At 69.9% G+C, this 26,892-nt stretch carries 28 protein-coding genes; 19 read left to right on the top strand and 9 right to left on the bottom strand.

Annotation, left to right across the window (positions count from 1 at the left end; translation table 11 throughout):
- Window positions 1-22: 22 nt before the first annotated feature.
- Window positions 23-1,195, top strand: coding sequence for a DNA alkylation repair protein (locus tag BDD16_RS00200; protein WP_179631963.1), 1,173 nt, complete (start codon window positions 23-25; stop codon window positions 1,193-1,195).
- Here the strand turns inward: BDD16_RS00200 and BDD16_RS00195 are convergent.
- From BDD16_RS00195 to BDD16_RS00180, 4 genes are read right to left on the bottom strand one after another with little or no spacing between them, the layout of a single operon-like run.
- Complete coding sequence (locus BDD16_RS00195) at window positions 1,161-1,526, bottom strand: ArsC family reductase (protein ID WP_179631962.1); 366 nt, start codon at window positions 1,524-1,526, stop codon at window positions 1,161-1,163. The genes BDD16_RS00200 and BDD16_RS00195 overlap by 35 nt on opposite strands.
- Entirely contained in the window at window positions 1,523-2,389 is an 867-nt protein-coding gene (gene queF / locus BDD16_RS00190; RefSeq protein ID WP_179631961.1) for an NADPH-dependent 7-cyano-7-deazaguanine reductase QueF, read from the bottom strand. Before queF ends, BDD16_RS00195 begins: the two co-directional genes overlap by 4 nt.
- Window positions 2,386-2,802 (bottom strand): type II toxin-antitoxin system VapC family toxin, encoded by a 417-nt coding sequence (locus BDD16_RS00185; protein WP_179631960.1) that lies wholly within the window; start codon window positions 2,800-2,802, stop codon window positions 2,386-2,388. The genes queF and BDD16_RS00185 overlap by 4 nt, the downstream gene beginning before the upstream one ends.
- Window positions 2,799-3,095, bottom strand: a complete 297-nt coding sequence (locus BDD16_RS00180; RefSeq protein ID WP_179631959.1) for an AbrB/MazE/SpoVT family DNA-binding domain-containing protein — start codon at window positions 3,093-3,095, stop codon at window positions 2,799-2,801. Before BDD16_RS00180 ends, BDD16_RS00185 begins: the two co-directional genes overlap by 4 nt.
- Before the next feature lie 275 nt (window positions 3,096-3,370).
- Between BDD16_RS00180 and BDD16_RS00175 the strand changes: the two genes are divergently transcribed.
- The 5 genes from BDD16_RS00175 to BDD16_RS00155 all read left to right on the top strand — a co-directional run bounded on the left by BDD16_RS00175 (window position 3,371) and on the right by BDD16_RS00155 (window position 8,789).
- Window positions 3,371-4,834, top strand: a complete 1,464-nt coding sequence (locus BDD16_RS00175) for a S41 family peptidase (RefSeq protein WP_179631958.1) — start codon at window positions 3,371-3,373, stop codon at window positions 4,832-4,834.
- A 38-nt stretch (window positions 4,835-4,872) separates the two neighbouring features.
- Complete coding sequence (locus BDD16_RS00170; RefSeq protein ID WP_179635922.1) at window positions 4,873-5,652, top strand: HesA/MoeB/ThiF family protein; 780 nt, start codon at window positions 4,873-4,875, stop codon at window positions 5,650-5,652.
- Entirely contained in the window at window positions 5,633-6,538 is a 906-nt protein-coding gene (locus BDD16_RS00165; protein ID WP_179631956.1) for an LOG family protein, read from the top strand. Before BDD16_RS00170 ends, BDD16_RS00165 begins: the two co-directional genes overlap by 20 nt.
- Before the next feature lie 2 nt (window positions 6,539-6,540).
- Window positions 6,541-7,467: an arginase gene (gene rocF / locus BDD16_RS00160; protein ID WP_179631955.1), complete on the top strand. Its 927-nt coding sequence runs from the start codon at window positions 6,541-6,543 to the stop codon at window positions 7,465-7,467.
- 119 nt (window positions 7,468-7,586) lie between these two features.
- On the top strand, window positions 7,587-8,789 hold the full coding sequence (locus tag BDD16_RS00155; RefSeq protein ID WP_179631953.1) for a GNAT family N-acetyltransferase: 1,203 nt from the start codon (window positions 7,587-7,589) through the stop codon (window positions 8,787-8,789).
- 25 nt (window positions 8,790-8,814) lie between these two features.
- Here the strand turns inward: BDD16_RS00155 and BDD16_RS00150 are convergent, their stop codons facing one another.
- The 3 genes from BDD16_RS00150 to BDD16_RS00140 all read right to left on the bottom strand — a co-directional run bounded on the left by BDD16_RS00150 (window position 8,815) and on the right by BDD16_RS00140 (window position 12,694).
- Window positions 8,815-9,888 carry a glycosyltransferase family 2 protein gene (locus tag BDD16_RS00150; protein WP_179631952.1) on the bottom strand — a complete coding sequence of 358 codons (1,074 nt, stop codon included), beginning with the start codon at window positions 9,886-9,888 and terminating at the stop codon, window positions 8,815-8,817.
- 172 nt (window positions 9,889-10,060) lie between these two features.
- Window positions 10,061-11,605 carry a lipopolysaccharide biosynthesis protein gene (locus BDD16_RS00145; RefSeq protein ID WP_179631950.1) on the bottom strand — a complete coding sequence of 515 codons (1,545 nt, stop codon included), beginning with the start codon at window positions 11,603-11,605 and terminating at the stop codon, window positions 10,061-10,063.
- A gap of 108 nt (window positions 11,606-11,713) precedes the next feature.
- Window positions 11,714-12,694, bottom strand: coding sequence for a polysaccharide deacetylase family protein (locus BDD16_RS00140; RefSeq protein WP_179631948.1), 981 nt, complete (start codon window positions 12,692-12,694; stop codon window positions 11,714-11,716).
- Window positions 12,695-13,199: 505 nt separating this feature from the next.
- On the opposite strand from BDD16_RS00140, the gene BDD16_RS22760 reads away from it, so the two are divergent.
- Complete coding sequence (locus BDD16_RS22760; RefSeq protein WP_310732855.1) at window positions 13,200-14,468, top strand: glycosyltransferase family 2 protein; 1,269 nt, start codon at window positions 13,200-13,202, stop codon at window positions 14,466-14,468.
- Window position 14,469: 1 nt separating this feature from the next.
- On the opposite strand, the gene BDD16_RS00130 is transcribed toward BDD16_RS22760, so the two are convergent.
- On the bottom strand, window positions 14,470-14,685 hold the full coding sequence (locus BDD16_RS00130; protein WP_179631946.1) for an anti-sigma factor family protein: 216 nt from the start codon (window positions 14,683-14,685) through the stop codon (window positions 14,470-14,472).
- Between the two features lie 12 nt (window positions 14,686-14,697).
- Window positions 14,698-15,264, bottom strand: a complete 567-nt coding sequence (locus tag BDD16_RS00125) for a sigma-70 family RNA polymerase sigma factor (RefSeq protein ID WP_179631944.1) — start codon at window positions 15,262-15,264, stop codon at window positions 14,698-14,700.
- A gap of 162 nt (window positions 15,265-15,426) precedes the next feature.
- Here BDD16_RS00125 and BDD16_RS00120 point away from each other — a divergent pair, with 162 nt between their 5' ends.
- The 12 genes from BDD16_RS00120 (at window position 15,427) to BDD16_RS00065 (ending at window position 26,877) form a co-directional block, all read left to right on the top strand.
- A complete protein-coding gene (locus BDD16_RS00120) occupies window positions 15,427-15,702 on the top strand; it encodes a BufA1 family periplasmic bufferin-type metallophore (RefSeq protein ID WP_179631942.1) in 276 nt (91 codons plus the stop codon).
- 10 nt (window positions 15,703-15,712) lie between these two features.
- Entirely contained in the window at window positions 15,713-16,570 is an 858-nt protein-coding gene (locus BDD16_RS00115) for an MbnB/TglH/ChrH family RiPP precursor modification enzyme (protein ID WP_179631940.1), read from the top strand.
- Window positions 16,567-17,373, top strand: a complete 807-nt coding sequence (locus BDD16_RS00110) for an HvfC/BufC N-terminal domain-containing protein (RefSeq protein WP_179631938.1) — start codon at window positions 16,567-16,569, stop codon at window positions 17,371-17,373. The genes BDD16_RS00115 and BDD16_RS00110 overlap by 4 nt, the downstream gene beginning before the upstream one ends.
- Window positions 17,374-17,400: 27 nt before the next feature.
- Window positions 17,401-17,874, top strand: a complete 474-nt coding sequence (locus BDD16_RS00105) for a DoxX family protein (RefSeq protein WP_179631937.1) — start codon at window positions 17,401-17,403, stop codon at window positions 17,872-17,874.
- A 50-nt stretch (window positions 17,875-17,924) separates the two neighbouring features.
- Window positions 17,925-19,148 (top strand): ABC transporter substrate-binding protein, encoded by a 1,224-nt coding sequence (locus BDD16_RS00100; RefSeq protein ID WP_310732854.1) that lies wholly within the window; start codon window positions 17,925-17,927, stop codon window positions 19,146-19,148.
- Window positions 19,124-20,845 (top strand): ABC transporter permease, encoded by a 1,722-nt coding sequence (locus BDD16_RS00095; RefSeq protein ID WP_246332431.1) that lies wholly within the window; start codon window positions 19,124-19,126, stop codon window positions 20,843-20,845. Before BDD16_RS00100 ends, BDD16_RS00095 begins: the two co-directional genes overlap by 25 nt.
- The gene (locus tag BDD16_RS00090; protein ID WP_179631933.1) at window positions 20,842-21,501 is read left to right on the top strand and encodes an ATP-binding cassette domain-containing protein; all 660 of its coding nucleotides are present in this window, start codon (window positions 20,842-20,844) and stop codon (window positions 21,499-21,501) included. Before BDD16_RS00095 ends, BDD16_RS00090 begins: the two co-directional genes overlap by 4 nt.
- Window positions 21,494-22,126: a CDP-alcohol phosphatidyltransferase family protein gene (locus BDD16_RS00085; RefSeq protein WP_179631932.1), complete on the top strand. Its 633-nt coding sequence runs from the start codon at window positions 21,494-21,496 to the stop codon at window positions 22,124-22,126. The genes BDD16_RS00090 and BDD16_RS00085 overlap by 8 nt, the downstream gene beginning before the upstream one ends.
- Window positions 22,123-24,276: an FAD-dependent oxidoreductase gene (locus BDD16_RS00080; protein WP_179631930.1), complete on the top strand. Its 2,154-nt coding sequence runs from the start codon at window positions 22,123-22,125 to the stop codon at window positions 24,274-24,276. Before BDD16_RS00085 ends, BDD16_RS00080 begins: the two co-directional genes overlap by 4 nt.
- A 1-nt stretch (window position 24,277) precedes the next feature.
- On the top strand, window positions 24,278-25,015 hold the full coding sequence (locus BDD16_RS00075) for a DUF3047 domain-containing protein (protein WP_179631927.1): 738 nt from the start codon (window positions 24,278-24,280) through the stop codon (window positions 25,013-25,015).
- Window positions 25,003-26,118, top strand: coding sequence for an FAD-dependent oxidoreductase (locus tag BDD16_RS00070; RefSeq protein ID WP_179631925.1), 1,116 nt, complete (start codon window positions 25,003-25,005; stop codon window positions 26,116-26,118). Before BDD16_RS00075 ends, BDD16_RS00070 begins: the two co-directional genes overlap by 13 nt.
- A 132-nt stretch (window positions 26,119-26,250) precedes the next feature.
- Window positions 26,251-26,877, top strand: coding sequence for a Spy/CpxP family protein refolding chaperone (locus tag BDD16_RS00065; RefSeq protein ID WP_179631921.1), 627 nt, complete (start codon window positions 26,251-26,253; stop codon window positions 26,875-26,877).
- Window positions 26,878-26,892: the final 15 nt, after the last annotated feature.

Below are 26,892 nucleotides of genomic sequence, written 5' to 3'. Positions count from 1 at the left end.
AGCCCATTTTCCGCCTACACCGATGACCGAGCCTTTCAAGCTGTTGCTGGACCCTGCCGTGGTCCGGGCCATCGGGGCGCACCTCCAGCGGGTGGCCCCCACGTTTGACCGCCCCCGGTTCGAGCAGCTGGCGCTCGACGGGCTGGACGCGCTGGAGCTGAAGGCCCGAGCGATGCAGCTCGCCGATGCGCTGGAATCGACGCTGCCCGCCAACTTCGCGGCGGGCGCGGAACTGCTGGAAGCGGCCCTTGCGCCAGTGACCGTCGGTGATGCACCCGGCGGCGTGCGCACCGGCCCGGAGGGCCTGGCCGGCTGGGCGCTCTGGCCGGTGGGCGAGTGGGTGGCGCGCCGCGGGCTGGACGATCCGCACCGCGCGCTGCAGGCGCTGCACGCCCTGACGCAGCGCTTCACCGCCGAGTGGGCGATCCGACCCTTGCTGCTGCGGCATCCGGACACGGTCTTCGCCACGCTGCAGCGCTGGTGCGCCGATCCCAGCCCGCACGTGCGCCGCCTCGTCAGCGAAGGCAGCCGGCCGCGTCTCCCATGGGGCCTGCAACTGCGCCCGCTGATCGCCGATCCGGCACCGACGCTGCCGCTGCTGGCGGCCCTGCAGGACGATCCGAGCCCCTGCGTGCGCCGCTCGGTGGCGAACCACCTCAACGACATCGCCAAGGACCACCCCGCGGTCATCGCGGACTGGCTGCAGCGCCACCTGCCGGAGGCCTCGGTCGAGCGCCGTGCGCTGCTGCGCCATGCCAGCCGGTCGCTGATCAAGGCGGGTGACGCGGCGGTGCTGGCTGCCTGGGGGCAGGGCGAGGCGCTGCTGGGCCGTGCCGAGCTGGCCATCACCCCGGCGCAGATCACGCTGGGCGAACGCGTGCAGCTCTTGGCCACGCTGACCTCGCTGTCACGCCGGCCGCAGGCGCTGGTGGTCGACGTCGTGATCCACCATGTGAAGGCCAACGGCAGCACCTCCCCCAAGGTCTTCAAGGGCTGGAACCTGACGCTGGCACCGGGCGAGACGCGCACGCTGGCGAAGCAGCACGCGGTGCGGCCGATCACGACCCGGGTCTACTACCCCGGCGCGCACCGGGTGGACTTGCAGGTCAACGGCGCCGTGGTGGCCTCCGCCGTCTTCGAGCTGCGCGTGCCGGGTGGCTTCACGCCAGCAACTGGCCGAAGCGCTCCGGGCTGAAGCCGACGGTGTGGCGGCCGTCCGGCCACTGCACGACCGGGCGCTTGATGACACTCGCCTGCGCCAGCATCAGTGCCCGGGCGCTGGCGGCATCGGTGACCGCGGCCCGGGTGGCGTCATCGAGCCGGCGCCAGGTCGTGCCGCTGCGGTTGAGCAGCGTTTCCCAGCCGATCTGGGCGAGCCAGGTGTCCAGCGCCGCTTCGGGCACGCCCTGTTTCTTGAAGTCGTGGAAGGTGACCGCCACGCCGCGCTCGGCCAGCCAGGCGCGGGCCTTCTTGACGGTGTCGCAGTTCGGGATGCCGTACAGCGTGAGGGCGACCGGGTGGCTCATTGGCGCGCCGTCCGGACGTTGACGGGCGCAGCCGCGGGGTGGCTGGTGCGCCAGGGGTTGATGTCCAGGCCGCCGCGGCGGGTGTAGCGGGCGTAGACCTGCAGCTTGACGGGCTGGCAGCGGGTCAGGATGTCCATGTAGATCCGCTCGACGCACTGCTCGTGGAACTCGTTGTGCCCGCGGAAGCTCACCAGGTAGCGCAGCAGGCCGGCCTGGTCGATCTGCGGGCCGCTGTAGGTGATCTGCACGCTGCCCCAGTCTGGCTGGCCGGTGACCAGGCAGTTGCTCTTGAGCAGGTTGGAGGTGAGTGTCTCGGTGACGGGCAGCTCGTCGAGCGCCGCCGTGAGCAGCTCGGGTGCGGGCTGGAAGACGTCGCAGTCGATGTCCATGCGGTCCAGGCACAGGCCGGAGAGTTCGTGGATCGGCTGCGCGTCGAAGGCCTCGGGCAGCACCAGCTTCACGCCGACCCGCACGCCGGTGGCCGCGCTCAGGTCGCGCACCAGCACCTCGCGCACCGCGTCGATCGACGCGAAGCGGGTCATGTTGAAGCTGTTGAGGTAGAGCTTGAGCGACTTGCTCTCGATGATGTTCGGCGATTCGCAGGGCACCGTGAACGTTGCCAGTGCCACCTCGGGCTTGCCGCGCAGCGTGAGCCAGGACAGCTCGTATGCGGTCCAGAGGTCGGCGCCCATGAAAGGCAGGTGGCCTCTGGTGTTGTCGGTGGTGAGGCCGATCTCCTCGCGCTTGGGCGTGCGCGAGATCGGATACAGCAGCTCGGGGGCGTAGGTGTCGCGGTAGGTGGCCACCACCTTGCCGAGGGGCGAGGCGTCGGGGTCGCTGTGGGCGTGGGCTTGGTCGGTCATGGTTCGGGATGGTAGCCAAGCAGCTCGACCGGCGGCTGCAGGCCCAGGCGCTGGGCGTGGCGGGCCAGCAGGGGATCGGCGGTGACAAAGCCGGTCGCGCCCGCCTCGGCGCTGATCGCCAGGTGCAGCGCGTCTGCGAAGTCCATGCCGGCGGTGTGGGCCATCTGGGCGGTCCAGACGGCTTCGATGTCGGGGCAGTGCAGGTTGGGCAGCGCCAGGATGGCGGCGATGGCGCGGCTGAGGTCGTTGTTGCCGATGCGCTTGCTCTTGAGCAGCCAGACCAGTTCCAGCAGCACGGTGCCGGTGACGCCGTAGCGCTTCGGCTGGCGCAGCAGCTCGCGTGCGGCGAGGTAGGCGGCGGGCTGGTCGCGCAGGATGAGCCGTGCCAGCACGGAGCTGTCGAGGAAGATCATGGCTGGCCCCGGCCCAGGCGGCGGTCTTCGCTGCCCAGCAGGGCGACGATGGCCGCCTCGTCCTCGGGGGCGCTGGTCGGCACGGCGTCCGGGCGGTACAGGCAGCCCGCGAGCTGGTCGACCGCCGCGTGGATGGCGTCCAGGTCGAACTCCGGCTCGCGCAGCGGCTCCAGCACGAGGCGGCCGGCGTCGACACTCAGCGCGAACCGGGTGCCGGGCAGCAGGTTCAACTCGTTGCGCAGCGCCTTGGGGATGACGATCTGGCCCTTGCTGGAGAGGCTGGCGGTGTGCATCGGGGTGACTCGGACGTGGGTCGGTCGGTGGAGGACGGGGACAGGCGTGAAGCGTGTGTGAAGTTTAGCGAGTTCTTCACCGGCGGCCGGCAGCGCCCGCGCGTCAGGCCATGCCGGTCAATATCCGCATTCCTCCTGATTTCCGCCGGTTCTCGCCAGATGGAGGCAGGGGCATGCCGGCTTGTTCAGGGGCCGTGCACATGGCCCGTCCTATACTGCCCGATCGATTCATGGTGTGCAGGCTGGCGTGGCCTGCAACGCAAGAGGTGTCCGAAATGGGTAGCAAATTGAAGGTTGCGGGTTGGGTGGCTGTCGGGGCCGTCGCCGGTGCGCTGGCCACGATGCAGTTGCAGGCCACGGCGCGCAGCGCGCTGTCGCCGCTGCCGCTGGAGGACATGCAGCAGCTCGCCGCGGTGTTCGACCTCGTCAAGCGTTCGTACGTCGAGCCGGTGGACGAGAAGAAGCTGATCCGTGACGCGATCGGCGGCATGGTGTCCGGGCTGGACCCGCACTCGGCCTACTTCGAAGGCCAGGCCTACAAGGAATTCCACGAAGGCATCAGCGGCAAGTTCACGGGCGTGGGCATCCAGATCGAGATGGAAGAGGGCCTCGTCAAGGTGGTCTCGCCGATCGAGGGCTCGCCGGCCTTCCGTGCCGGTCTGCAGACGGGCGACCTGATCACCCGCATCGACGAGACCGCCGTCAAGGGCCTGAACATGGACCAGGCCATCAAGCGCATGCGTGGCCCGAGCGGCTCCAAGGTGCTGCTGACCGTCTACCGCAAGGCCGAGAACCGCACCTTCCCGGTCACGATCATCCGCGAGGAGATCAAGACCAAGAGCGTGCGCTCGAAGGTGATGGAGCCGGGCTATGCCTGGATCCGCGTCAACCAGTTCCAGGAGCCGACGCTGCGCGACTTCGTCGAGCAGCTGAAGGAGATCTTCCGCGCCGAGCCGAACCTGAAGGGCCTGGTGCTCGACCTGCGCAACGACCCGGGCGGCCTGCTCGACAGCGCGGTGGGCATCTCGGCGGCCTTCCTGCCCAAGGACGCGGTGGTGGTGTCGACCAACGGCCAGATCGCCGAGTCGCGCAGCGTGCTCAAGGCCTCGCCGATGTTCTATTCGCGGGACGGCAGCGACGTGCTGGCGGGCCTGCCGGCGCTGATCAAGTCGGTGCCGGTGGTGGTCCTGGTCAATGAAGGGTCGGCCTCCGCCAGCGAGATCGTGGCTGGCGCGCTCAAGGACCACAAGCGGGCCATCATCATGGGCTCGCAGACCTTCGGCAAGGGCTCGGTGCAGAGCGAGATGGCGCGCCTGCCGATGCCCAACACCTCGCTGAAGATCACGACCGCGCGCTACTACACGCCGTCCGGCCAGTCGATCCAGGCCAAGGGCATCCTGCCGGACATCCCCGTGGACGAGACCGCAGAAGGCAGTCCGTATGCCGCGCTGCGTCTGCGCGAGGCCGATCTGGACAAGCACCTGATCAACGGCCCGGAAGCCGACAAGAAGGATGCCGCCCGCGAGAAGGCCCGCGAGGAGGCGCTCAAGAAGCTGGAAGAGGCCAACGCGAAGGCCAAGGATGCGAAGGACAAGGACAAGCCGGTCGCCCGGCTGCCCGAGTACGGCGCACCCGATGACTTCCCGCTGCAGCAGGCGCTCAACCGCCTGAAGGGCAAGCCGGTGGTGGCGTCGAAGACGCAGGTCGAGCGCAAGGCCGACGAGCCGAAGCCGAATTGAGCGTGAGCGGGAGCCTGCGTTTGGATACCCTCGACGAGATGAACGACAACCAGCTGCTGCGCTACAGCCGCCACATCCTGCTCGACGAGATCGGGGTGGAAGGCCAGCAGCGGCTCCTGGCGGGACACGTGCTGGTGATCGGCGCCGGCGGGCTGGGCTCGCCGGTGCTGCTCTACCTGGCCAGCGCGGGCGTCGGCACGGTCACCGTGGTCGACCACGACACGGTGGACCGCACCAACCTGCAGCGCCAGATCGCCCACACCGAGGAGCGTGTCGGCCAGCCCAAGGTGCTGTCCGCCGCGGCCTCGATGGCGGCGATCAACCCGGAGGTGCGCGTCCACACCATCGCCGAGCGCGCGGATGCTGCGATGCTCGACACGCTGGTGGCCCGGGCCGACGTGGTGCTGGACTGCAGCGACAACTTCCCCACCCGGCACGCCGTCAACGCGGCCTGCGTGCGCCACGGCAAGCCGCTGGTCTCGGGCGCGGCGATCGGGCTGGATGGCCAGATCTCGGTCTGGGATCCGCGTGGTGCAGCCGACCCGTGCTACGCCTGCGTGTTTCCGCCGTCGGCGGAGGTGCCCGAGGTGCGCTGCGCCACGATGGGCGTGTTCGCGCCGCTGGTCGGCATCATCGGCACGATGCAGGTGGCCGAGGCACTGAAGATCCTGGCCGGTTTCGGCACCTCGCTGGCCGGACGCCTGCAGATGCTCGACGTGCGCCGCATGGAATGGACCGAGATCCGCATGGGCCGCGACCCCGCGTGCCCCGTCTGCGCGGGTCGTCACACCGAAGAACATGGACCAACTTCATCCTGACCTGAAAGCCCGCAACTTCCCCAGCGCGGAGGAAGAAGCCCTTGCCGCTCAGCCGGTGTCCCGCTACAGCGGACCGGAAAGCGCCTACCGGCTGGCGTTCACCGACAACGACTTCCTGCTGCGCGATGAACTGCGCCCGGTCCGCATGCAGCTGGAGCTGCTCAAGCCGGAGCTGGTGCAGCGCGAGCAGGGCATCGAATCCACCATCGTCATCTTCGGCAGCGCCCGCATCCTGCCGCTGGACATCGCTGCCGCCCGCCTGGACGCGGCCGATGCCAGCGGGGATGCTGCGGCGACGGCCCGTGCGCGCACGCAGGTGCAGATGAGCCGCTATTACGAGGAGGCGCGGGCCTTCGCCGCCATCGTCACGCGCGAATCGGCGCAGCTCGACACGCCCATCCATGTCGTCACGGGCGGTGGCCCCGGCATCATGGAGGCGGGCAACCGTGGCGCACACGAGGTGGGCGGCCGCAGCATCGGCCTGAACATCGTGCTGCCGCACGAGCAGGAGCCGAACGCCTACATCACGCCCGAACTGTGCTTCCAGTTCCACTACTTCGCGCTGCGCAAGATGCATTTCCTGATGCGCAGCATCGCGCTGGTGTGCTTCCCCGGCGGCTTCGGCACGCTCGACGAGCTGTTCGAGACGATGACCCTGATCCAGACCGGCAAGTCCCGCCGGCGGCCGATCCTGCTGTTCGGGCGTGACTTCTGGAGCCGGCTGATCGACTTCGACTGGCTGATCGAGACCGGCATGATCGGCCCGCGCGACACCGAACTGTTCCAGTTCGTCGAGACCGCCGAAGAGGCCTGGGCCTACCTGTCGAGCCACTATGGCTTCGATCTCCCCGACACGCAGACCGGCAAGTTCGCCGAGGACATGTGAGCATGGTGCAGACCCGCAAGACCGTGGTGTCCCTGATCGGTGTACCGACGGATGCCGGAGCCTCGGCCCGCGGCGCTTCGATGGGGCCCGAAGCCTTGCGGGTCGCCGGACTGCGCGAGCGTCTGGAGGCCCACGGGCTGTCGGTGCGCGACACCGGCAACCTCGCCGGCCCGCCCAATCCCTGGCAACCACCGGTCGATGGCTACCGCCATCTGGCCGAAGTCGCCGAATGGAATCGCCTGACGCACGAGGCCGTGCATGCCGAACTGGCGGCAGGCCACCTGCCGATCATGCTGGGCGGTGACCACTGCCTGGGCATCGGCTCGATCAGTGCCGTGGCGCGCCATTGCCGCGAACAGGGCCGCAAGCTGCGTGTGCTGTGGCTGGATGCCCACGCCGACTTCAACACCAGCACCATCACCCCGAGTGGCAACATCCATGGCATGCCCGTGGCGTGCCTCTGCGGGTTCGGCCCGGACGAGCTGACCCGCATCGGCGGCCACGTGCCAGCGATCTCGCCCAAGGTGATCCGCCAGATCGGCATCCGCAGCGTGGACGAGGGCGAGAAGCGCTTCGTGCACCAGCAGGACCTCGAAGTCTTCGACATGCGCTACATCGACGAGATGGGCATGCGACACGCCATGGAGCTGGCGCTGGCCACGCTCGATGACCACACCCACCTGCACGTGAGCTTCGACGTCGATTTCCTCGATCCGGACATCGCACCCGGCGTGGGCACCACCGTGCCGGGCGGGCCGACCTACCGCGAGGCGCAGCTCTGCATGGAGATGATCGCCGACACCGGGCGTCTGGCCTCGCTGGACGTGGTCGAGCTGAATCCGGCCTTCGACCACCGCAACCGGACGGCTGAACTCGCCGTCGATCTGATCGAAAGCCTGTTCGGCAAGAGCACCCTGATGCGCAAGTGAGGGGCTTGCAGCGAGTCCGAGGCGCTGGCCAAGCCTGACGTCATCGGGACGACGGACAGCGCGGCGACAATCCCCGGATGGCCTCTGCTCTGGGGGCCCTTTCTCATCCACGATTGCGCATGACTGTTCGGACCTCCACTCCTTCGCCCTCCGATTCCCGAACCGCGTACGCCCTGTCCCTGACGCCTCTGCCCGAGCGCTCCCGGCTGCAGGCCGACTGGCTGGCGCTCGAAGCGCGCTCGCGCGCGAGTTTCTTCACCTCCTGGGCCTGGATCGGGGTGTGGCTGGACACGCTGCCGCCGACGGTGCAGCCGCGCCTGCTGCAGGCCCGACAGGGCGCGCAGCTGGTCGGACTGGCGCTGGTGGTCGATGGCCCTGCCCGCCAGCGCTTCGGGCTGCGCTTCTGCAGCACCGCCTTCCTGCATGCGACCGGCCGGCCCGAGTTCGACATCCTCACCGTCGAGCACAACGATTTTCTGCTGGACGCTGACCAGGCGGACGCCGTGCGCGCGGCCATGCTCGGCCACTGGCTGGAGCAGCTGCGCGGCGTGACCGAGGTGACGCTGCCCGGTCTGGCGGGCAGCGGCTGGCCGGTCGGTGCCGAGCAGACCGGGCGGCGCCAGGTGACGCGCGAGGACTGGGTGCGTCGCTCCTACGCGGTGGACCTGCCGGCGGTGCGCGAGGCGGGCGGCGACTTCCTCAAGCTCATCAGCGCCAACAGCCGCTCGCAGATCCGCCGCAGCATGAAGGAGTACGCGCGCCTTGGCCCGCTCACGCTGGAGGCCGCGACCACGGTCGCGCAGGGCCTCGACTGGCTGGACCGGCTGGCGGCGCTGCACCAGGCGCACTGGGTGGCGCAGGGCGAGCCGGGGGCGTTCAGCAATGCGTTCTTCACCCGCTTCCACCGCACCCTGGTGGAGCGGCATCTGCTGGACGGCGGGGTGCAGTTGCTGCGCGTCGCCGTGGGCGAACACGACCTGGCGTTCCTTTACAGCTTCGTGCGCGGCGGCCGGGTGTATTTCTACCAGTCGGGGCTGGAGTACGGCCTGATCGAGAAGCACGCGCGGCCCGGTCTGGTCGCCCATGTGCTGGCCGCCCAGTACAACGCGGCCCAAGGCCACGGTGTCTATGACTTCATGGCCGGCGAGTCGCGCTACAAGGTCAATCTGGCCACGCTGGACGAGCAGATGACCTGGACGACGCTGCGCACCTCGGCCTGGCGCTTCGATCTGGAAGCCGCACTGCGGCGGCGACGCCAGCGCAAGGCGGCAGCAGCAGCGGATGCCACGCCTGCCGTGGCCGAGGCGCCGTCCGCCGACTGATCCATCCTGCGCCGGGCTGGCTGCGTCAGGCTGTGTGCAGGGCCTGGCGGCTGCGCTTGGCCGCCAGGGCCCAGGCGGGGGTCAGGATCTTGAGCAGCACCCGCAGCGTCAGCGCATCGACGCGCCCGAACCGCACCACGCTGCGGGTCAGCAGCTGGGCCGCTTGCCACTTGTCGTGGTCGACTTCGGCATCTGCGGCATCGGCACAGAAGAAGCCCAGATCAGCCCGGAAGCGGGGGAGTTCGGCCAGGTAGAGCGCCTCGTCACGGCGGCAGATGCGCTCGGCTACCCGCAGCGTGTCCTGGCTGGCCCGGATGCGGTGGCGTGCTGACGACATCTGGGTCGAGGACAGCCGGTATTCCAGCAGCGGGCGTTCCACGAAGGCGATCGAACCCACGGCGGCCACGCGCGTGATCCAGTCCCAGTCGCACATCGAGCCGGCTTCGGTGTCGAAGGTGCCGGCCGTGTCGAGCAGTGTGCGCCGGAACATGATCGTCGGTGGATGGACGAAGTTGCCATGTGCCAGCGCACGGTAGGCGTTGCCACGGTGGACGGTGGTCTGTCGGTCGGATTCGGTGGCGGCTGGAGAAGCCGGCAGGCAGCCCTTCAGGTCCAGGACTTCGGCCTGGCCCAGCAGCGACTTCACGCCCTCCGGTGCACGCCCGATGCTGGCGTAGTAACGGCTTGCGTAGGCGGTGCCGACCACGCCCTGTTCATTGAACGCATCGAAGTCGCTGCAGCACAGCACGACCTCCGGCCACCGCTGCAGCACCCGCGCCTGCACGGCCAGGCGTTCCGGTCGGCACAGGTCATCTGCATCCATGATGGCGATCCATTGACCGCCGGCCGCGGCCACGCCGGTGCGGCGCGCGCTGGCGAGGCCACCGTTCGGTTGGCGGATCGTGCGGATGCGGTCTCCGTAGCTGGCGAGAACGTCGGCCGTGCGGTCGGTGGACCCATCGTCCACGACGATGATTTCGAGTGTTGGCCAGGTCTGGGCAAAGAGGCTGTCCAGCGTTGCCGGCAAGGACTGCTGCGCGTTGTAGGCCGGTATGACGACGCTGATCAGCCCGGGTGGACTGACGGAAACTCCTGACATGGCTTCGGGCTCCGGAATGCCCTTGAGGGCAGTGTGGTACTACGTCTATTCTCGCGGATGATTTCAGAAGTCACGCGAAAAGGGAAGTTTTCCCACTTCGAATCAGCGCAGATCAAACACCGCAGGGCCCGACATTCAGATTCATCAAAGGTTGGCGGCCTGTCTTCGAGATTCAGACATGGCGGACCCAGGGAATCAGCAGGAAAGCCAGTCGCTTGAATGCGGGAATCCGATGGCCGAGATTACCGAGCATGGCCAGATCGTACTGGTTCCAGACCTTGAAGATCAAGGTGCACGCCAGGTAAGTCAGGACGTAGAGGATGCCGACCAGAATCTGGTGCAGCGACGAGGGCGAGTCGGTGGCGATCAGCGCCCCCATCGACACGGCGGCAGCGCTGAGGGCTGCGGCGGTCATGCGGGCGGCGTCGCCATAGGGCAATGGCACCTTCAGCACCACCCGCACACAGCCGAACGAGAAGAGGAACACGGCCGCGGTCGACAGCATGTGCGCAAGGATGGCGCCCTGCAGACCGTAGAGCGGCACCAGCCACAGCGCAGCCGCCGCGCTGACGATGACCGCGAAGATCGATTCGGCCGCCCGCAGGCGCTGGTTGTCGGTGATCGACAGCAGTGCGCCGAAGGCCGCGTGCGACAGGGTGAAGCCTCGGATGATCACCATCATCTGCAGGGCAAACGCGGCGGGCGCGTACTTGTCGCCATACATCAGCGCAATGACCGGCGTGGCCCAGAAGAAGCCCACGCCCGTGAGCAGGAGTCCGAGAAAATGGAAGTACCGGACGGCATCGCCGGCGATGCGGTTGACCCGCTCGCGCCCGCCCGCCCCGAAGGCATTGGCCATCATCGGCATCAGCACCGTGGTGAGCCCGGTGGACAGCAATTCGACTCCTCCGCGTGTCAGGGTGGCCGCGATGGTGAAGAAGCCCACGGCCTCCGCGCCGGCCAGCTTGTTCAACAGGAAGGTCTCGACCGCCTTGTTGCTGAAGGCGAAGACGAAGGTGGACACCATGGTCCAGAAGAGATGGGGGCGAACCCGCTGCAGCAGGGTCTCCTGGCAGTCTCGCCCGCCCTTGCGGATGTCTGCGCGGCGCAACTGCAGGGTGGCCATGACCGGGTGGGCCACCGAAACCAGCAGGAACAGCAGCATGAAGCCTTCCAGCGGCACCCCCATCATCGCCAGAATGCCGGCACCGACGAGGTTCACCAGACTGAGGGCGCTCACCGAGCTGGCCTCGACGCCGAAGCGCCCGTGGCCTTTGGCGACCGAGATGCTGAACAGGTACCAGGCCTTGGTCGCGGAGGCCACCAGCGCCACGAAGGCGAAGTAGGTCAGGTGGCCTTCCCAGCCCGCGGGCTTGAGGATGGGCACCCCGAGCAGGAAAAGCGCACCGATCAGGAGGATCGACCAGCCCTGGCGCTTCTGGAACCAGCGGTGCAGCGCCTGCGCTCCCGCGAGGTCGTCGCGACCAAGGGACTCGGAGACGAAGCGGATCGCGGACGTGGTGAGGCCGTGGTTCATCAGCAGCACCAGCACGCCTGACAGCCAGATCAGGTAGGCATAGCGGCCGAAGTCGGCCGGACCGAGTCCACGCGCCACCAGCATGCTCGCCACCAGACCGGCGGCGTACGCGACGTAGGTCGACCCCGTCATCAGCAATGCCGAGCGCAGCATGGCCTTGGCACCGAACTGGTTGCTCATCGCTTCACTCCGACTGGCAGGGGCGTCATCCAGCCCGGTGCAATAGAAAACCCTGCCATCAATCGGACCTGACGGTCTCCGTGAACTCTGAAAGCGCAGAAGTGTAGGTCAATCGGCGACCTGTCGATGTCGGTGGGTGGCCATGCGCACCATGCGTGCCACGAACTGTGCGGCACTGCGTTCGCGTGGCATGAAGCGGGGCAACTGGAAGGTGTCCGCATCGTCGGATGCCACGCCGACCGCCGTGGAAACCGCCGCCTTGTAGCCGGCACCGTTCACCATGCGTGCGTGCGCGGAGGTGTAGTCCAGGTTCGGCTTGCCGTTCGGGTAGGCGAAGCACAGCGGCTGCCGGCCGGTCAGTGCGGTGAGGTGGTCGCGGTTGCTCTCGATCTCGCGCTGGGCCGCCGGGCCATCGACGCGGGCCAGGATGGGATGGCTGACCGTGTGCCCGCCGATGTCGACGCCCGCATCGGACATCGCCTTGACGTGCCTGTCGTCCATCATGAGGTCGGTTGGCAGGCGCGATCCGGCGCGGCGGCACAGGTCTTCGCAGAAATCGTCGCGTTCGACCGGGTCCAGGTACTTGACCGCCTTGGTCAGCTCGCCGATCAGTGTGCGGCGCGAGGCCATGTCGCTCACCAGACGCTTGCCGAGTCCGACGCGCGACAGGTCGATCTCGCCGGTGTCGAGTCGCCGCACCGTCTCGACCACCGAGTCGTTGAACATGCGACCGCCATTGAGAAAGCCGGAGGCCACGAACACGGTGGCGGGCAGCTTGTACTCGCGCAGCAGCGGCAGTGCCAGATCGTGGTTGTCGCGGTAGCCGTCGTCGAAGGTGATGCAGGCCGCGCCCGGCGGCAAGCCGCCGTTGCGCAGGAGTTCCGCTGCCTCGTGCAGCGGGAGCACATTGAAGGCGCCGGCCAGCGTGCGGAACTGCTCCGCCAGCAGCGCCTGGTGCGGCACATCAGGCTGCAGCGGATCGGGTTCGGTCAACACCCGGTGGTACATCAGGATGGGCAACAGATTGGTGCCCGATGGATACCGGGCCTGCACGAACCAGCGTGCAATCGGACGTGAAATCCTGATCATCAGAGGTGCTCCCACTCCCCGGGTTGCGTACCCGTAGCATTCATATTATGCGTAACGTAACTTGATGTTTCCACTTGGCAAGCCAGATCCTGCAAGTCGAGCGCTGAATCGCCTTGACATGCGATGTAAATGAAAATTACACATCCGTGCATGCAGGATCGGGACTGCCTTGGGCCGTGTTTGCTGAAAATGCCTGACCGCCGCGACCCGAACTGAACGTGCGTTGGCCAGTCGGCCGGCCGTATTGTGAAGCTTGCCAGCCAGTCGGACGTTGAAACGGTCATGAAATTCGCGCTTGCATGCACCTGTATTCGCTTTTTGGTGTCGAATCGTGACAGATCCGGCTGCTGCAAAGCTGACTCCAAAATGAAGCGTTTGATTGAGTGCCATTCCATTGTAGACCGCAACATTTGTTGAGATTAGCATCGTCTCAGGCAAGAAAAGTAACTTGCTTGTGACCGGGTTCTCGAATGAGCCTGATGATTGGTGATTGCGAGCTTGACAAGTGATTGAAGTATCTATAGTCCTTCCAACGTTCAATCGGTTGGACGTGATCGGGCGCGCCGTGGCCAGCATCCTGATGCAGTCCCACCAAGACTGGGAGCTGATCGTGGTCGATGATGGCTCGACCGACGGCACACGCGCCCGCATCGAGTCGCTCGACCCGCGCATCCGCTACATCGAGCAATCCAATCAGGGCGTGTACGTCGCCCGCAACACGGGCTTGCGCGCTGCGCGCGGACGATTCGTGACCTTCATGGATTCCGACGACGAGTGGTTGCCGCACTTTCTGGCGCTGACCACGGCATTCCTGAACGCGCATCCGGACCGGCATTGGGTGACCACCGAGTTTGTCGAGGACCTGGGCGATGGTTCGCCTCCTATCCTCCATGATCGGCATGACATCGGCGTTCTTTATGACGGATTTGCCCGGGCGATCCGTTCGCGTGCGTTGCTGCTGCCGACGGGCGTGAAGGATGACTACCTGCGCGTCTACGACCGCAAGCGCATCGTCGGGGCCTGGGGCCGCGCGATCGTCGAGTCGCTCGGGCGGCCGGATGCGATGGTCTACGAGGGCATGTTGTTCCAGCACATGCGCTGGGGCTATCTGAACTGGCTCCCGGTGACCATGTGCCGGCGCGAGGCCATCGCGCAGATCGGCCCGTTCGCCACCCGCACGCGCAGTGCGGCCGATTACCACTTTCTCGCCCGGCTGGCGCGCGAGTTTCCGGCCAGCATGATCGCGGTGCCCTCGGCGATCAAGTACGAGCGTGCCGCTGGCAACCAGCCGCTGGCGCAGGCCCATCTGGCCACGGGCAGCGGAGCCTACCGGTTCGAGGTGAACAAGCTGGGGTTCTTCGACGAGCTGTTTGCCGGGCCGGACTGCACCGACGAGGAGACGCTGCGATTGCGCCGTCACTACTGTCTGGCGGCCGGTCACCGCGCCCTGGCGCTGGGACTCCGGCAGGACGCCATCGGCTATCTGCGCCAGGCGGCGGCGTGGCAGCGGGGGCTGTGGGTGGCCTGGCCGCGGCTGGCGCTGGCGCGGCTGGTGCCCGGAGATGCGGCGGCGGGGCGCCTCTACAGCGGCTGGATCCGGGGGACCGATGTCTTGCGGCGCCTGCTCACCGGGCGCCTGTCGCCTGCCACGGCCTTGCGCAAGGCGCTGCGCCGTGTCCTGAAACCCTCGGCGCCGCTGCACCAGATGCAGGGCGAGGGACAGACGGTGACCGACGCCGCGCTGGACAGTTTCCAGCAATCACGCGCCCGCTGACTCAGGGCGCGGGCGGAGTCTGGTCGTTGCCGTCGGCGTAGCGGCGCCAGTCGTCCAGCGCGCCGTGCATCAGCCGCACCTGCCTGGAAAAGCGGGTGCAGCCCTTGCACATGCGCTGGTGGAGGTGTATCAGGACGCGCTCGCCCAGCGGCAGCGTGCGGTCTTCGCCTTCGAGCACGAGGCGGGTGGTTTCCTTGCAGGTCAGCAGCAGTCGCATGGCGTGTTCCGTTCAGGTCGGCTTGTGGTGGCCGGTGAACCAGTTCACCTGGAGGCATTCGCGCAGGCGCAGCCTGGCGCGGTGCAGCAGCACAAACAGGTTGGTCGCGCTCACGCCGGTTTCCTTACAGATCTCGTCGGTGTCCAGCTCCAGCCACTCGCGCATCATGAAGACACGGCCCTGCTGACCCGGCAGATGCTCCATGCAGGCTTCGAGCACCTCGAAGAACTGCCGCTGCCCCAGCGCCGCGCCCGGATTGCCCCAGTCGGCAGGCATCTCCCGCCAGTGGCCATCGGCCCGGAACAGCCACTCGTCCAGATCCTCCCGGTCCTCGTCGTCCGAGGTGGTCGAGACCTCGCGCCGGTGCCGGCGGAGTTGGTCGATCACCTTGTGCTTGAGGATGCCGATCAGCCAGGTCTTCAGCTGGGCCGCGCCGGTGTAGGCCTGGGGCTTCTCCAGCGCGGCCAGCAGCGTCTCGGACACGGCGTCTTCCGCCCAGGCGTCGTTGCGCAGCTGGTTGCGGGCGTAGCGCAGCAGTTGCGGGCGCAGGGCTTGCACCTGCCGGGCGAAGTCACTCATGGGGGGCGGGATCGGCGCATGCCGAAAAATTTGTTGTCGGCAGTGTAAGGACTCCGGGGTGCCGTGCGACAGAGTCCTGTCCGCTGAACATTCCCGCCGCACAGGCAGATCAGCGAGATGCTCTCCCTGACCAACCAGCCATCTTTTCACCGGAGTTCCGACATGAACCAGCGCCTCATCCTCTCTTCCGCCCTCGCTTCCGTGCTCGCCATGGGCGCCATCGCTCCGGCCGCCGCGCAGGACAAGGCCAAGGAAAAGTGCTACGGCATCGCCAAGGCCGGCCAGAACGACTGCGCCAACCTCTCGGGCACCCACTCCTGCGCCGGCCAGAGCAAGGCCGACATGGGCGCCGACGAATGGAAGTACGTGCCCAAGGGCACCTGCAAGGACATGAAGGGCATGACGGCCGACGAGGCCAAGATGGGCATGAAGAAGTAAGGAGCCCGCCATGCCTGCACCGACCGCTGCGGGCATCGGCCTGCGCCAGCCCCACGCGGCGCTGCTCCGGCAGCAGCGCCCGCCGCTGGGCTTCCTCGAAGTCCACAGTGAAAACTACTTCGCGCCGGGTGGCGCCGCCCGCGCCGTGCTCGCCGATCTGCGCCAGGACTACGCCGTCAGCCTGCACGGGGTCGGCCTGTCGCTCGGCAGCGCCTGCGGGCTGGATGCGTGGCACCTGGACCGGCTGGCCGAGCTGGTCGCCGCCGTCGAGCCGGTGCGGGTGTCCGACCACGCCAGCTTCGCCCGGGTGGATCCGGGGCGGGGCGCGCCGGTCTGGCATGGCAGCGACCTGCTGCCGATCGCCTTCACCGACGCTGCGCTGGCGATCATGGTCAGCAACGTGCAGCAGGTGCAGGAGCGCCTGCGCCGCCCGATCCTGGTCGAGAACCTGAGCGCCTACCTGGCCTGGGCCGACGATGGTCTGACCGAACCCGATTTCTTCAACGCCCTGGCGCAGCGCAGCGGCTGCGGCGTGCTGCTCGACGTGAACAACCTCGTTGTCAACGCGCTCAACGCGGGCGACGACGAGGCTGCCGCCGTGCGCCGCGCCTGCGCCTGGGTCGACCGGCTCGCGCCCGGTGTGGCCGGCGAGATCCACCTCGCCGGCTATGTCGAGACCGACACGCTGGTCATCGACGACCACGGCAGCCGCGTGCACCCGCCCGTCTGGCAGGTCTACGCGCACGCCGTGCGGCGCCATGGTCCGGTGCCGACGCTGATCGAGTGGGACACCGACCTGCCGACGCTCGACGTGCTGCTGGCCGAAGCGGCGCAGGCCGACGCCGTGCAGCAGGGGGCCCGCGCATGAGCCCCGACGACGCACGCCGGCGCGAGCAGATCCGCCAGCGGATGCTGATGCAGGCGCTGCGCACGGGCCAGCCCGGTGCGCTCACCGGCTGGACCCGCGCCCCGGCGCGTGCCGATCTGGCCCGCGGACTCACGGTCTACGCCGCCAACGCCGCCGTCAACGCGGAGCAGGCGCTGGCGGCCCGCTACCCGACGGTGCAAGCGATGCTGGGCGACGAGACCTTCGCGCCGATGGCCCGCGCCTTCTGGCGCCACTCGCCGCCCGCGCGGGGCGATCTGGCGCAGTGGGGCGACGACTTGCCCGCCTTCCTTGCCGACGCCGCGCAACTGGCCGAGCTGCCGTATCTGGCCGACGCGGCGCGGCTGGACGACGCAGTCGCGCGAGGCGAGGGCGCGGCCGATGTGGCGCCGGACCTGTCCACGCTGATGCGGCTGGGCGACACCGATCCGGAGCGCCTCGTGCTGCGCCCGGCGCCCGGGCTGGCGCTGGTGGAAAGCGCCCACCCGGTCGTCACGGTCTGGCGCGCCCACCACGACCCGCAGCAGACCGCCTTGGCCGATCCCTTTGCCGAGGCCCGTCTGGCCCTGGCGGAGCAGCGTGCCGAGACGGCGCTGGTCTGGCGCCAGGGCTGGGTCGTGCGGGTGGCCGCGGTCGATGTGCCGACCACGGATTTCCTGCGCCGCACCCTGCTGCAAGGGCAGGCGCTGGCCGGGGCGCTGGAGGTGCCCGATTTTGATTTTGCGCACTGGCTCGCGCCTGCGGTGGCCGATGGCCTGCTGGTGCACATCGACGTGACCCCGTGAGCACCTGACCCCTGTCTGGAGACCCCCATGCTGACCGACCTCCTCCCCACCCTTCGCCGCGGCCATGCCCGCCTGATCGATCTCTGCGAATCGCTGCAGCCGCTGGCGCAGCTGGCGGCGCGGCTGTTCGTCGCCAAGGTCTTCTTCCTGTCCGGCCTGACCAAGCTGCGCGACTGGGAGACGACGCTCGCGCTGTTCAGCGAGGAGTACCACGTGCCGCTGCTGTCGCCCGAGGTGGCGGCCTTCGCCGGCACGGCGGGCGAGATCGTCCTGCCCGTCCTGCTGGTGCTCGGGCTGGGCGGGCGCTTCGCGGCGCTGGGGCTGTCGGTGATGAACGTGGTCGCGGTGCTGAGCGTGCCGGAGATGCCGGAAGCGGCGTTTGCACTGCACGTGTTCTGGGGCAGCCTGCTGGCCGGGCTGGTGCTGTGGGGGCCGGGTCGGTGGTCGGCGGATGCGGTCATCGGGCCGCGCTTCGTCCCTGGCCGTCCGGCACTGGCATGATCGACCGCCGGTGTCCGATCAGCCGGCGTTTTTCCATGCTCGAGGATTCCGTGAACCGACTTTCTGCTGCCCGTGCACTGTCCCGCCGTACCTTCCTGTCTGCTGCGGTCGCCTCCGGTGCCTGGCCAGCCTGGGCCGCGCCTGCCGATTCGGCTGCATGGAAACGCACCGAGGCCGACGCGCGCGGCCAGACGGTCTACTTCAACGCCTGGGCCGGCAGCGAGCGCATCAACGCCTACCTGCAGTGGGTCGCGGGCGAGGTGCAGCGACTGCATGGCGTGACGCTCCAGCACGTCAAGATCACCGACGCGGCCGAAGTGGTGCGCCGCGTGCGGGCGGAGAAGGCGGCGGGGCGCACGGCAGACGGCTCGGTCGATCTGCTGTGGATCAACGGCGAGAACTTCCTGACCATGAAGCGCGAGGCGCTGCTGTTCGGTCCCTGGGCGGAGGCGCTGCCGGCATTTGCCGCCGTGGACGTGGTCGGCAAGCCGACGACGCGGCTGGACTTCTCCGAGCCGGTGGACGGCCTGGAAGCGCCCTGGGGCATGGCGCAGCTCACCTTCTTCGCCGACGGCCAGCGCGTGACAACCGTGCCCGACAACATCACCGAGCTGACCGCCTGGGCGCTGCGCCACCCGGGGCGCTTCACCTATCCGCGGCTGCCGCAGTTCCATGGCACCACCTTCGTCAAGCAGGTGCTGATGGAAACCACCGCCGACCGTGCCGCGCTCGGCAAGCCCTACAGCGCCGAGGCCTTCGGCCGCGTCACGGCGCCGCTGTGGAAGGCGCTCGACGCGCTGCACCCGCACCTGTGGCGCCAGGGCCGGCTGTTCCCTGCCAGCGACGCGGTGGCGCGGCAGATGCTGGCCGATGGCGAGCTGTGGATCAGCCTGACCTTCAACCCGAACGAGGCGGCCAGCGAGATGCTGGCAGGCAAGCTGTCGTCCTCGGTGGTGAGCTACCAGCACAGCGGCGGCACGGTCGGCAACACGCACTTCGTCGCGATCCCGTTCAACGCCCGCGCCAGGGCGGGCGCGCAGGTGGTGGCGAACTTCCTGCTCTCGCCCGCGGCGCAGGCGCGCAAGGCGGACGTGCGGCAGTGGGGCGATCCGACCGTGCTGGCGATGAACCGGCTCACGCCGGCCGAGCGGGCGCTGTTCCAGGCGAACCCGGTGCCGGGCATCGTGCAGCGTGTCGCGCCGGTGTGGCCGGAGCCGCATGGCTCGTGGGTCGATCCGATCGAGCAGGAATGGCTGCGGCGTTACGGGCGCTGAGCGCGCCGTCGCCGGTCGCGTGGCGCCTGGCGCGCTGGGCGGCACGGGGGGCGGGCATCGGGTTGGTGGCGTTGCCGCTGGGTCTGGCCCTGGCGGTGGCCTTAAGCGAAGCGGGGCAGCCCGCGGCGTGGCAGGCGCTGCGGGACGATCCGCAGACAGGGCCCGCCCTGCGTTCCTCGCTGGTGTCTGGCCTGGGCAGCACGCTGATCGCCACCGCACTGAGCCTGTGGCTGACGACCTGCCTCTGGGCGCATCCGCGCTGGACGGCGCTGCAGCGGCGCCTGCCTGCGATGCTGGCCGTGCCGCACGCGGCGCTGGCCATCGGGCTGCTGCTGCTGTGGATGCCGGGCGGCTGGATCGCCCGGCTGCTGGCGCCGCTGGCAGGCTGGGACGTGCCGCCGGACTGGACCACCGTGAACGATCCGCACGCACTGGCGCTGACGCTGGCGCTGGTGCTGAAGGAGACACCGTTCCTGCTCTGGACGATCGCGGCGCTGCTGGCGCGGCCGGACGTCGCGCCGCGGCTGCGCCAGCAGCTCGCGCTCGGCCGCAGCCTGGGCTACACGCCGGCGCAGGTCTGGTGGCGCGTGGTGTGGCCGGGGTGGGGCGGGGCGCTGGTGTGGCCGGTGGCGGCGGTCGCCGCGTACGGGCTGACGGTGGTGGACATGGCGCTGGTCCTCGGGCCGGGGGCACCGCCGACGCTGGCGGTGCTGGCCTGGCAGTGGCTGCTGGATGCCGATCCGCTGCGCAATGCGCAAGGCGCAGCAGCGGCGTGTGTGCTGGTGGGCGTGATGGCGGTGGGCGCGGGGGTGGGGCTGGCGCTGTGGCGTGTACTGCGTCCAGTGCGCCAGGCCTGGTCCGTGCGCGGACCTCGCCACTCCGTCATCCCCGCGCAAGCGGGGACCCACGCAAGGAACGGACGCTGGAGATCGTGGGTCCCCGCTTGCGCGGGGATGACGGAAGGGGGGCTGGCAGCGCTCTGGCTGGCGGCGGGGCTGGCGCTGGTCGTCGCCTCGGTCAGCGGCGTGTGGCGCTTTCCGGCGCTGTGGCCGACCGTGTGGACGCTGGCCGCGTGGACGCAGGTCGGCGCCGCGGCCGGCACGCTGTGGACGACGCTGGCCGTGGCGCTGGTGGCGTCCGCGCTGTCGGTGGCCCTGGTGGTGCTGTGGCTGGAGGCGACCCCGCCCGCCTGGGACCGTGCCGCGACCGCTGTCGCGCTGGTGCCGGTCGTCGTGCCGGGCCTGCTGCTGATGGTGGGCGTCTACCGGATCGCGCTGGCGCTGCGGCTGGACGGCACCTTCGCCGGGCTGGCACTGGTCCACGCCTGGATGGCGCTGCCCTATGTGCTGGTGACGCTGCTGCCGGCGTGGCGGCGCTTCGACCCGCGGCACGCCTGGGTGGCGCAGACCCTCGGCCGTTCGCGGCTGGCGTTGGCGTGGCAGGTGAAGGGCCCGCTGCTGGCCGCGCCGCTGGCCTCGGCGCTGGCGGTGGGCTTCGCGGTCAGCGTGGGGCAGTACCTGCCGACGCTCTTCATCGGCGCCGGCCGGCTCGCCACCGTGACGACCGAGGCGGTCACGCTGTCCGCCGGTGGACAGCGGGCGACCGGGGCAGCGTTCGCGGTGCTGCAGGCGCTGCTGCCGCTGCTGGGATTTGCGCTGGCCGGCATGGTCGGTCGCGCGCAGGCGGTGCGGCCATGACGCTGCGGCTGGTCGATGTGACCGTCACGCTGCACGGCCGGGTGCTGGTCGGGCCGGTGAATGCGGTGGTGGCGCCCGGCGAGGTGCTGGTGGTCACCGGGCCGAGCGGCTGCGGCAAGAGTTCGCTGCTGCAGGCACTGGCCGGGCTGGCCGCACCGCCGCTGCAGGCCAGTGGCGGGCTGTGGCTGGACGACCTGCCCTTGCACACGCTGCCGGTCGAGGCCCGCCGGCTCGGGCTGATGTTCCAGGACGACCTGCTGTTTCCGCACCTGACCGCGCTCGACAACCTGCTCTTTGCCGTGCCCGCCGGCTGGCGTGCCGAGCGTGTCGCCCGCGCCGAGGCAGCGCTGGCCGAGGCCGGCCTGTCCGCGCACGCGGCCAAGCGCCCGCACCAGTTGTCCGGCGGCCAGCGGCAGCGGGTCGCCTTGCTGCGCACCTTGCTGGCCGCGCCGCGGGCGCTGCTGCTGGACGAGCCGTTCTCGCGGCTGGATGTGTCGCTGCGGGCCGCCATGCGGGCGCTGGTCTGGCAGACGCTGGCCCGCCACGGCCTGCCGGCCGTGCTGGTCACGCACGATCCGGCCGACATCCCGCCCGGCGCGCAGGTGCTGGCCTTGCCGGATCTGGGCCCCGATTTCCATGGAGGCCCGGATGCTTGATCGACTGGTGCTCTCCTGGCTCACGCCCGCGGTGCAGCGGCTCGCCGGGGCGCTGGTGCGGCGTGGCGTGTCGGCGGACGCGGTGACGCTGGCGGGTGCGGTGGTCGGCCTGTCGGGCAGCGGGCTGGTGGCGCTGGGGCATCCGCTGGCGGGGCTGCTGCTGATGGCGCTGGGCCGGCTGGCCGACGGGCTGGACGGCGCGGTTGCACGGCTGACCACGCCGACACCGCGCGGCGCCTTCCTCGACATCGCGCTCGATTTCCTGTTCTACGCCAGCGTGCCGCTGGCCTTCGCGGTGCTGGATCCGGCGCACAACGCGCTGGCCGCCGCCGTGCTGCTGGCCGCGTTCATCGGCACCGGGTCGAGCTTTCTCGCCTTCGCCATCCTGGCCGAGCGGCAGGGCCTGAACAGCGCGGCCTATCCGCAAAAAGGCTTCTATTACCTTGGTGGCCTGACCGAAGGCACCGAGACGCTGCTGTGCTTCGCGGCGATGTGCCTGTGGCCGGCGGCGTTCCCCGCACTGGCGCTGGGCTTTGCGGCGCTCTGCGGCCTGACGATTGGCACCCGGCTGCTCGCGGGATGGACGCTGCTCGACGCGGCACCGAACAAGGACCCCCTCCCATGACCCGACGCCAATGGCTGATCCTGCTGACCGTGGTGGCGCTGGCCGCCGCGTTCTGGTTCTTTGACCTCGGCCACTGGCTGCGGCTGGAGACGCTGAAGGCCCGTCAGACCGAACTGCTCGCCCTCTACGACGCCCGCCCGCTGACGGTGATCGCTGTCTACATGGCGGTCTACGTCACCGTCACCGCGCTGTCGCTGCCCGGCGCGGTGATCCTGACGCTGGCCGGCGGGGCGCTGTTCGGGCTGTGGACCGGGCTGGTGGTGGTGTCGCTGGCGTCCACCGCGGGCGCGACGCTGGCCTTCCTCGCCGCACGCTACCTGCTGCGTGACAGCGTCTCCCGCCGCTTCGGCGCGCGGCTGGACGAAGTCCACCGCGGCATGGACCGCAACGGCGCCTTTTACCTCTTCACGCTGCGCCTGGTGCCGCTGGTGCCGTTCTTCGTGATCAATCTGGTGATGGGCCTGACGAAGATGCCCGCACGCCGCTACGCCTGGGTGAGCCAGCTCGGCATGTTGCCGGGCACGCTGGTCTACGTGAACGCGGGCACGGCGCTGGGTGGTCTGCAGTCGCTGTCGGGCATCGTGTCGCCGCAGCTGCTCGGGGCGTTTGCGCTGCTGGCGGTGTTTCCGTGGATCGCGCGGGCGGTGCTCGCCGGCTGGCAGGCGCGCCGGGTGCAGCAGCCCTGGGCGGCGCAGCGGCCGAAGCAGTACGACCGCAATCTGGTCGTCATCGGCGCCGGTGCGGCGGGGCTGGTGACGAGCTACATCGCCGCCGCCGTGCGGGCCAAGGTGACGCTGGTCGAGGCGCACCAGATGGGCGGCGACTGCCTGAACACCGGCTGCGTGCCGAGCAAGGCGCTCATCCGCGCCGCGAAACTCGCCCACGAGGTGACGCGGGCCAACGAGTTCGGCCTGACGGCGGCGCCGGCCACGGTCGATTTCGCGGCCGTGATGGACCGGGTCGCCGACGCCGTGCGGGGCGTGGCGCCGCACGACTCGGTCGAGCGCTACACGGCGCTGGGCGTCGATGTGCGGCAGGGCCACGCGCGGCTGGTCGATCCGTGGCATGTCGAGATCACGGCCGCGGACGGCACGCGCGAGGTGCTGAGCACCCGCGCCATCGTCATCGCCACGGGCGCTGCGCCGACGGTGCCGCCGCTGCCGGGGCTGCAGGACGTGGCCTTCCTGACCAGCGACACGCTGTGGGGACTGCGCACGGCGCCGCGGCGGCTCGCGGTGCTGGGTGGCGGCCCGATCGGCTGCGAACTCGCGCTGGCGCTGGCGCGGCTGGGCTGCGGGGTCACGCTGGTCGAGCAGGCGCCGCGGCTGCTGGCGCGCGAGGACGATGCGGTAAGCGCGCTGGCCGCCGACAGCCTGCGTGCGGCGGGCGTCGACCTGCGGCTGGGTGTGGCCGTGCAGCGCGCGGAGGCCAGCGCGGCCGGCGCGCCGGACGGCGTGCTGCAGCTGGCGGACGGCGCGGCGGTGGCCTTTGACCGGCTGCTGGTCGCGGTCGGCCGCTCGGCGCGGTTGCAGGGCTTCGGGCTGGAGGCGCTCGGCATCCCGGCGGGCCGCACCATCGAGACGAATGAATACCTCGAAACGCTGCACCCCAACATCTATGCCTGCGGAGACGTGGCCGGGCCGTGGCAGTTCACGCACGCGGCGGGTCACCAGGCGTGGTCGGCGGCGGTCAACGCGCTGTTCGGGCAGTTCAGGCGCTTCCGTGTCGATGGCCGGGTGATGCCGGCGGTCACCTTCCTGGATCCCGAGATCGCCCGCGTCGGTCTGAACGAGCGCGAGGCGGCGGCGCAGGGCGTGGCGGTCGAGGTGACGCGCTACCCGCTCGGCGATCTGGACCGCGCCATCGTCGAGCGCGAGACCACCGGCTTCATTCAAGTGCTGACCGAACCAGGCCGCGACCGGATGCTCGGCGTCACCATCGTCGGCGCCCACGCGGGCGAGTTGCTCGCCGAATTCACGCTGGCGATGCAACACGGGCTGGGGTTGAACAAGATCCTCGGCACGGTCCACCCGTATCCGAGCTGGTCCGACGCAGCCAAGCTCACCGCCGGGCGCTGGAAGGACGCGCACAAGCCGGAAGGCGCCCTGCGCTGGCTGGCGCGTTACCACGCGTGGCGCAGGGGAGGCTGAGATGGCTGGACGCACTTGGTGCACGGGGTGGGTGCTCGCGTTCGCGGGCTTGGTGAGCACGGCGGACGCGCAGCAGACGGTGTTGCCGCCGCTGGTCACGGGGGACCGGGTCGGCGCCGGCTGGCAATTCAACGGCCTGCCTCGTCAGCAGTTGCCGTCGACCCAGTACGACAGCGTGCTGCTCGATGGCCAGCGCGTGCTGCGTGTCGAGGCCCGGGGCAGCTACGGCCATCTGGTCCACGACCTCTCGCCGCGCACCGTGCCGGCTGCCGGCCAGCTGGTCTGGCGCTGGCGGCTGGACAGGCCCAATCCCCGCGTCGATCTTCGCCAGAAGTCGGGCGACGATGTGGCGCTCAAGGTGTGCGCCTCCTTCGACTTGCCGCTGACGCAGGTGCCGTTCATCGAGCGCCAGGTGCTGCGTCTGGCGCGCAGCCGCACCGGGCAGGCGCTGCCGGCGGCCACGGTCTGCTATGTCTGGGATCCATCGCTGCCGGTCGGCACCGTGCTCGACAACGTCTACAGCCGGCGCCTGCGCATGGTCGTCGTGCGCGGGCAGGGCGATCCGCTGGGGGCGTGGGCAGACGAGCGGCGCGATGTGGCGGCGGATCTCCGCCGCCTGTTTGCGGACGAGCTGGGGACCGTGCTGCCGCCGCTGAGCGCGGTGGCCGTGTCGGGCGATGCCGACAACACCGGCGCGGACAGCCTGGGCTACGTCGCCACACTGGCGTGGCAGCCGTGAAGGCGGCGCAACGCCTCGTCCTGCTCGGTGGCGGTCACGCGCAGCTCGCGGTGCTGCAGGCCCTGGCGCGGCAGCGGCCGGCGCAGGTCGAGGTGGTGCTCGTCACCCCGGCGCCGCGGCAGGTCTACTCCGGCATGTTGCCCGGCTGGCTGGCCGGGCACTACACCGAGGCGCAGTGCGTGATCGCGCTGGCGCCGCTGGCCGCTGCGGCCGGGGTGACGCTGCGGCTGGCCGCCGCCGTGGGGCTGGATGCCGCGGCGCGCACGGTGCGGCTGGACGACGGTGGCGTGCTCGGCTACGACGTGCTGTCGGTCAACACCGGCCCGGTGCAGGACGCCGGTCGGTTCGGTGGCGGCGTGCCCACGCTGCGGCCGATCGAGGACTGGCTGGCCCGCACCACGCGCCGGCTGGCCGAGGCCTCGCCGCGGCGGGTGGTCGTGGTCGGCGGTGGCGCGGCGGGCTTCGAGCTGGCGCTGGCGTGGCGGCACCGGCTGGGGGCGGCGGCCGAGGTGGTCCTCGTGGCGGGCGCCTCCGGGCTGCTGGCGAACTACCCCGCGGCCGTGCGGCGGCTGGGGGCGCAGGCCCTGGCGGACCGGGGCGTGCGCTGCATCGAGGGTGCCGCACGCGAGATCGCCGCCGACGCCGTGGTGACCGCGGACGGGCGGATCTGGCCCGCCGACGAAGTCGTGCTGGCCACCGGCACGGTCGCGCCGCGCTGGCTGCAGGGCAGCGGGCTGGCGCTGGCACCAGACGGCGGGCTGGCGACCTTGCCGACGCTGCAGAGCGTGTCGCACCCGGCGGTGTTCGCCGCGGGCGACGTCGCCAGCCGGCTGGACCGGCCGCTGCCGAAGAGCGGGGTCTACGCGGTGCGGGCGGGTGCCACGCTGGCGGCGAATGTGCTCGGGCGGCTGGCGGGGCGGGCGCCGGTGCCCTGGGATGCCCCCGTGCGCACGCTGAACCTGCTGTCGCTCGGCGAGCGCCGCGCCATCGCTGCCTGGGGGCCGCTGGCGGTGCAGGGGCGCTGGGTCTGGCGCTGGAAGGACCGGATCGACCGCGGCTTCATGGCGCGCCACCGCGTGGGCGCCGACCCGGCGGCGACATAAAACGAAACACGACGATACCTGCGAGAAAGGACAGCGCAGCATCGGGCAGGCACGATGGAGTCCATGTTGCAGCCGGTCCCCGACCGGGCGACACGTCTCCAGCCAGTCCATACCGAAGAAGGAATTCTCACCATGCGTCCCCTGATCAAGCGCTCCCTGTTCGCCCTGGCCACGGCCGGTCTCGTGGTCGGTCTGTCCGCTTGTGGACACAACCCGTTCAACAGCGACGGCCGTGGCGAAGGCCGCGGCGGCCGCGAGCACCACATGGGCATGATGGGCCACGGCCAACACAGCCCGGCCGACATGCAGAAGCACCGCGACCGCATGATCGAGCGCGCCACCACCGAGCTGTCGCTCGACGCTGCCCAGAAGGCCCGGCTCGTCACCCTGATGGACACCATGCACGCCAAGCGCATGGCCATGATGGCCGCCAGCGGCGGGCAGATGGGCCAGGGGCAGGGCCAGGGCAAGGGTGAGATGAAGGGCCACGAAGGCCATGGCGGCCCCGGTGGCATGGGCGGCGGCATGATGCCGCGCGCCGAGATGCAGGCGCTCATCAAGGGCGAGAAATTCGACCGCGCCGGCGCCCAGGCCCTCGTCGACCAGAAGGCCAACGCCATGCGCTCCTCCGCGCCCGACGTCATCACCGCCATGGGTGACTTCTACGACAGCCTCAAGCCCGAGCAGCAGGCCAAGGTCCGCGCCTTCATGGAGCGTGGTCCGATGGGCCGCGGCATGATGGGTCGCCACGGCGGCTGATCGACCGTCCACAAG

Source organism: Sphaerotilus montanus, from assembly GCF_013410775.1.
In the GTDB taxonomy this organism is placed as follows: domain Bacteria; phylum Pseudomonadota; class Gammaproteobacteria; order Burkholderiales; family Burkholderiaceae_C; genus Sphaerotilus; species Sphaerotilus montanus.
Note: the sequence above shows the minus strand (reverse complement) of the source record. Positions and strands in the feature narration are given on the sequence as shown.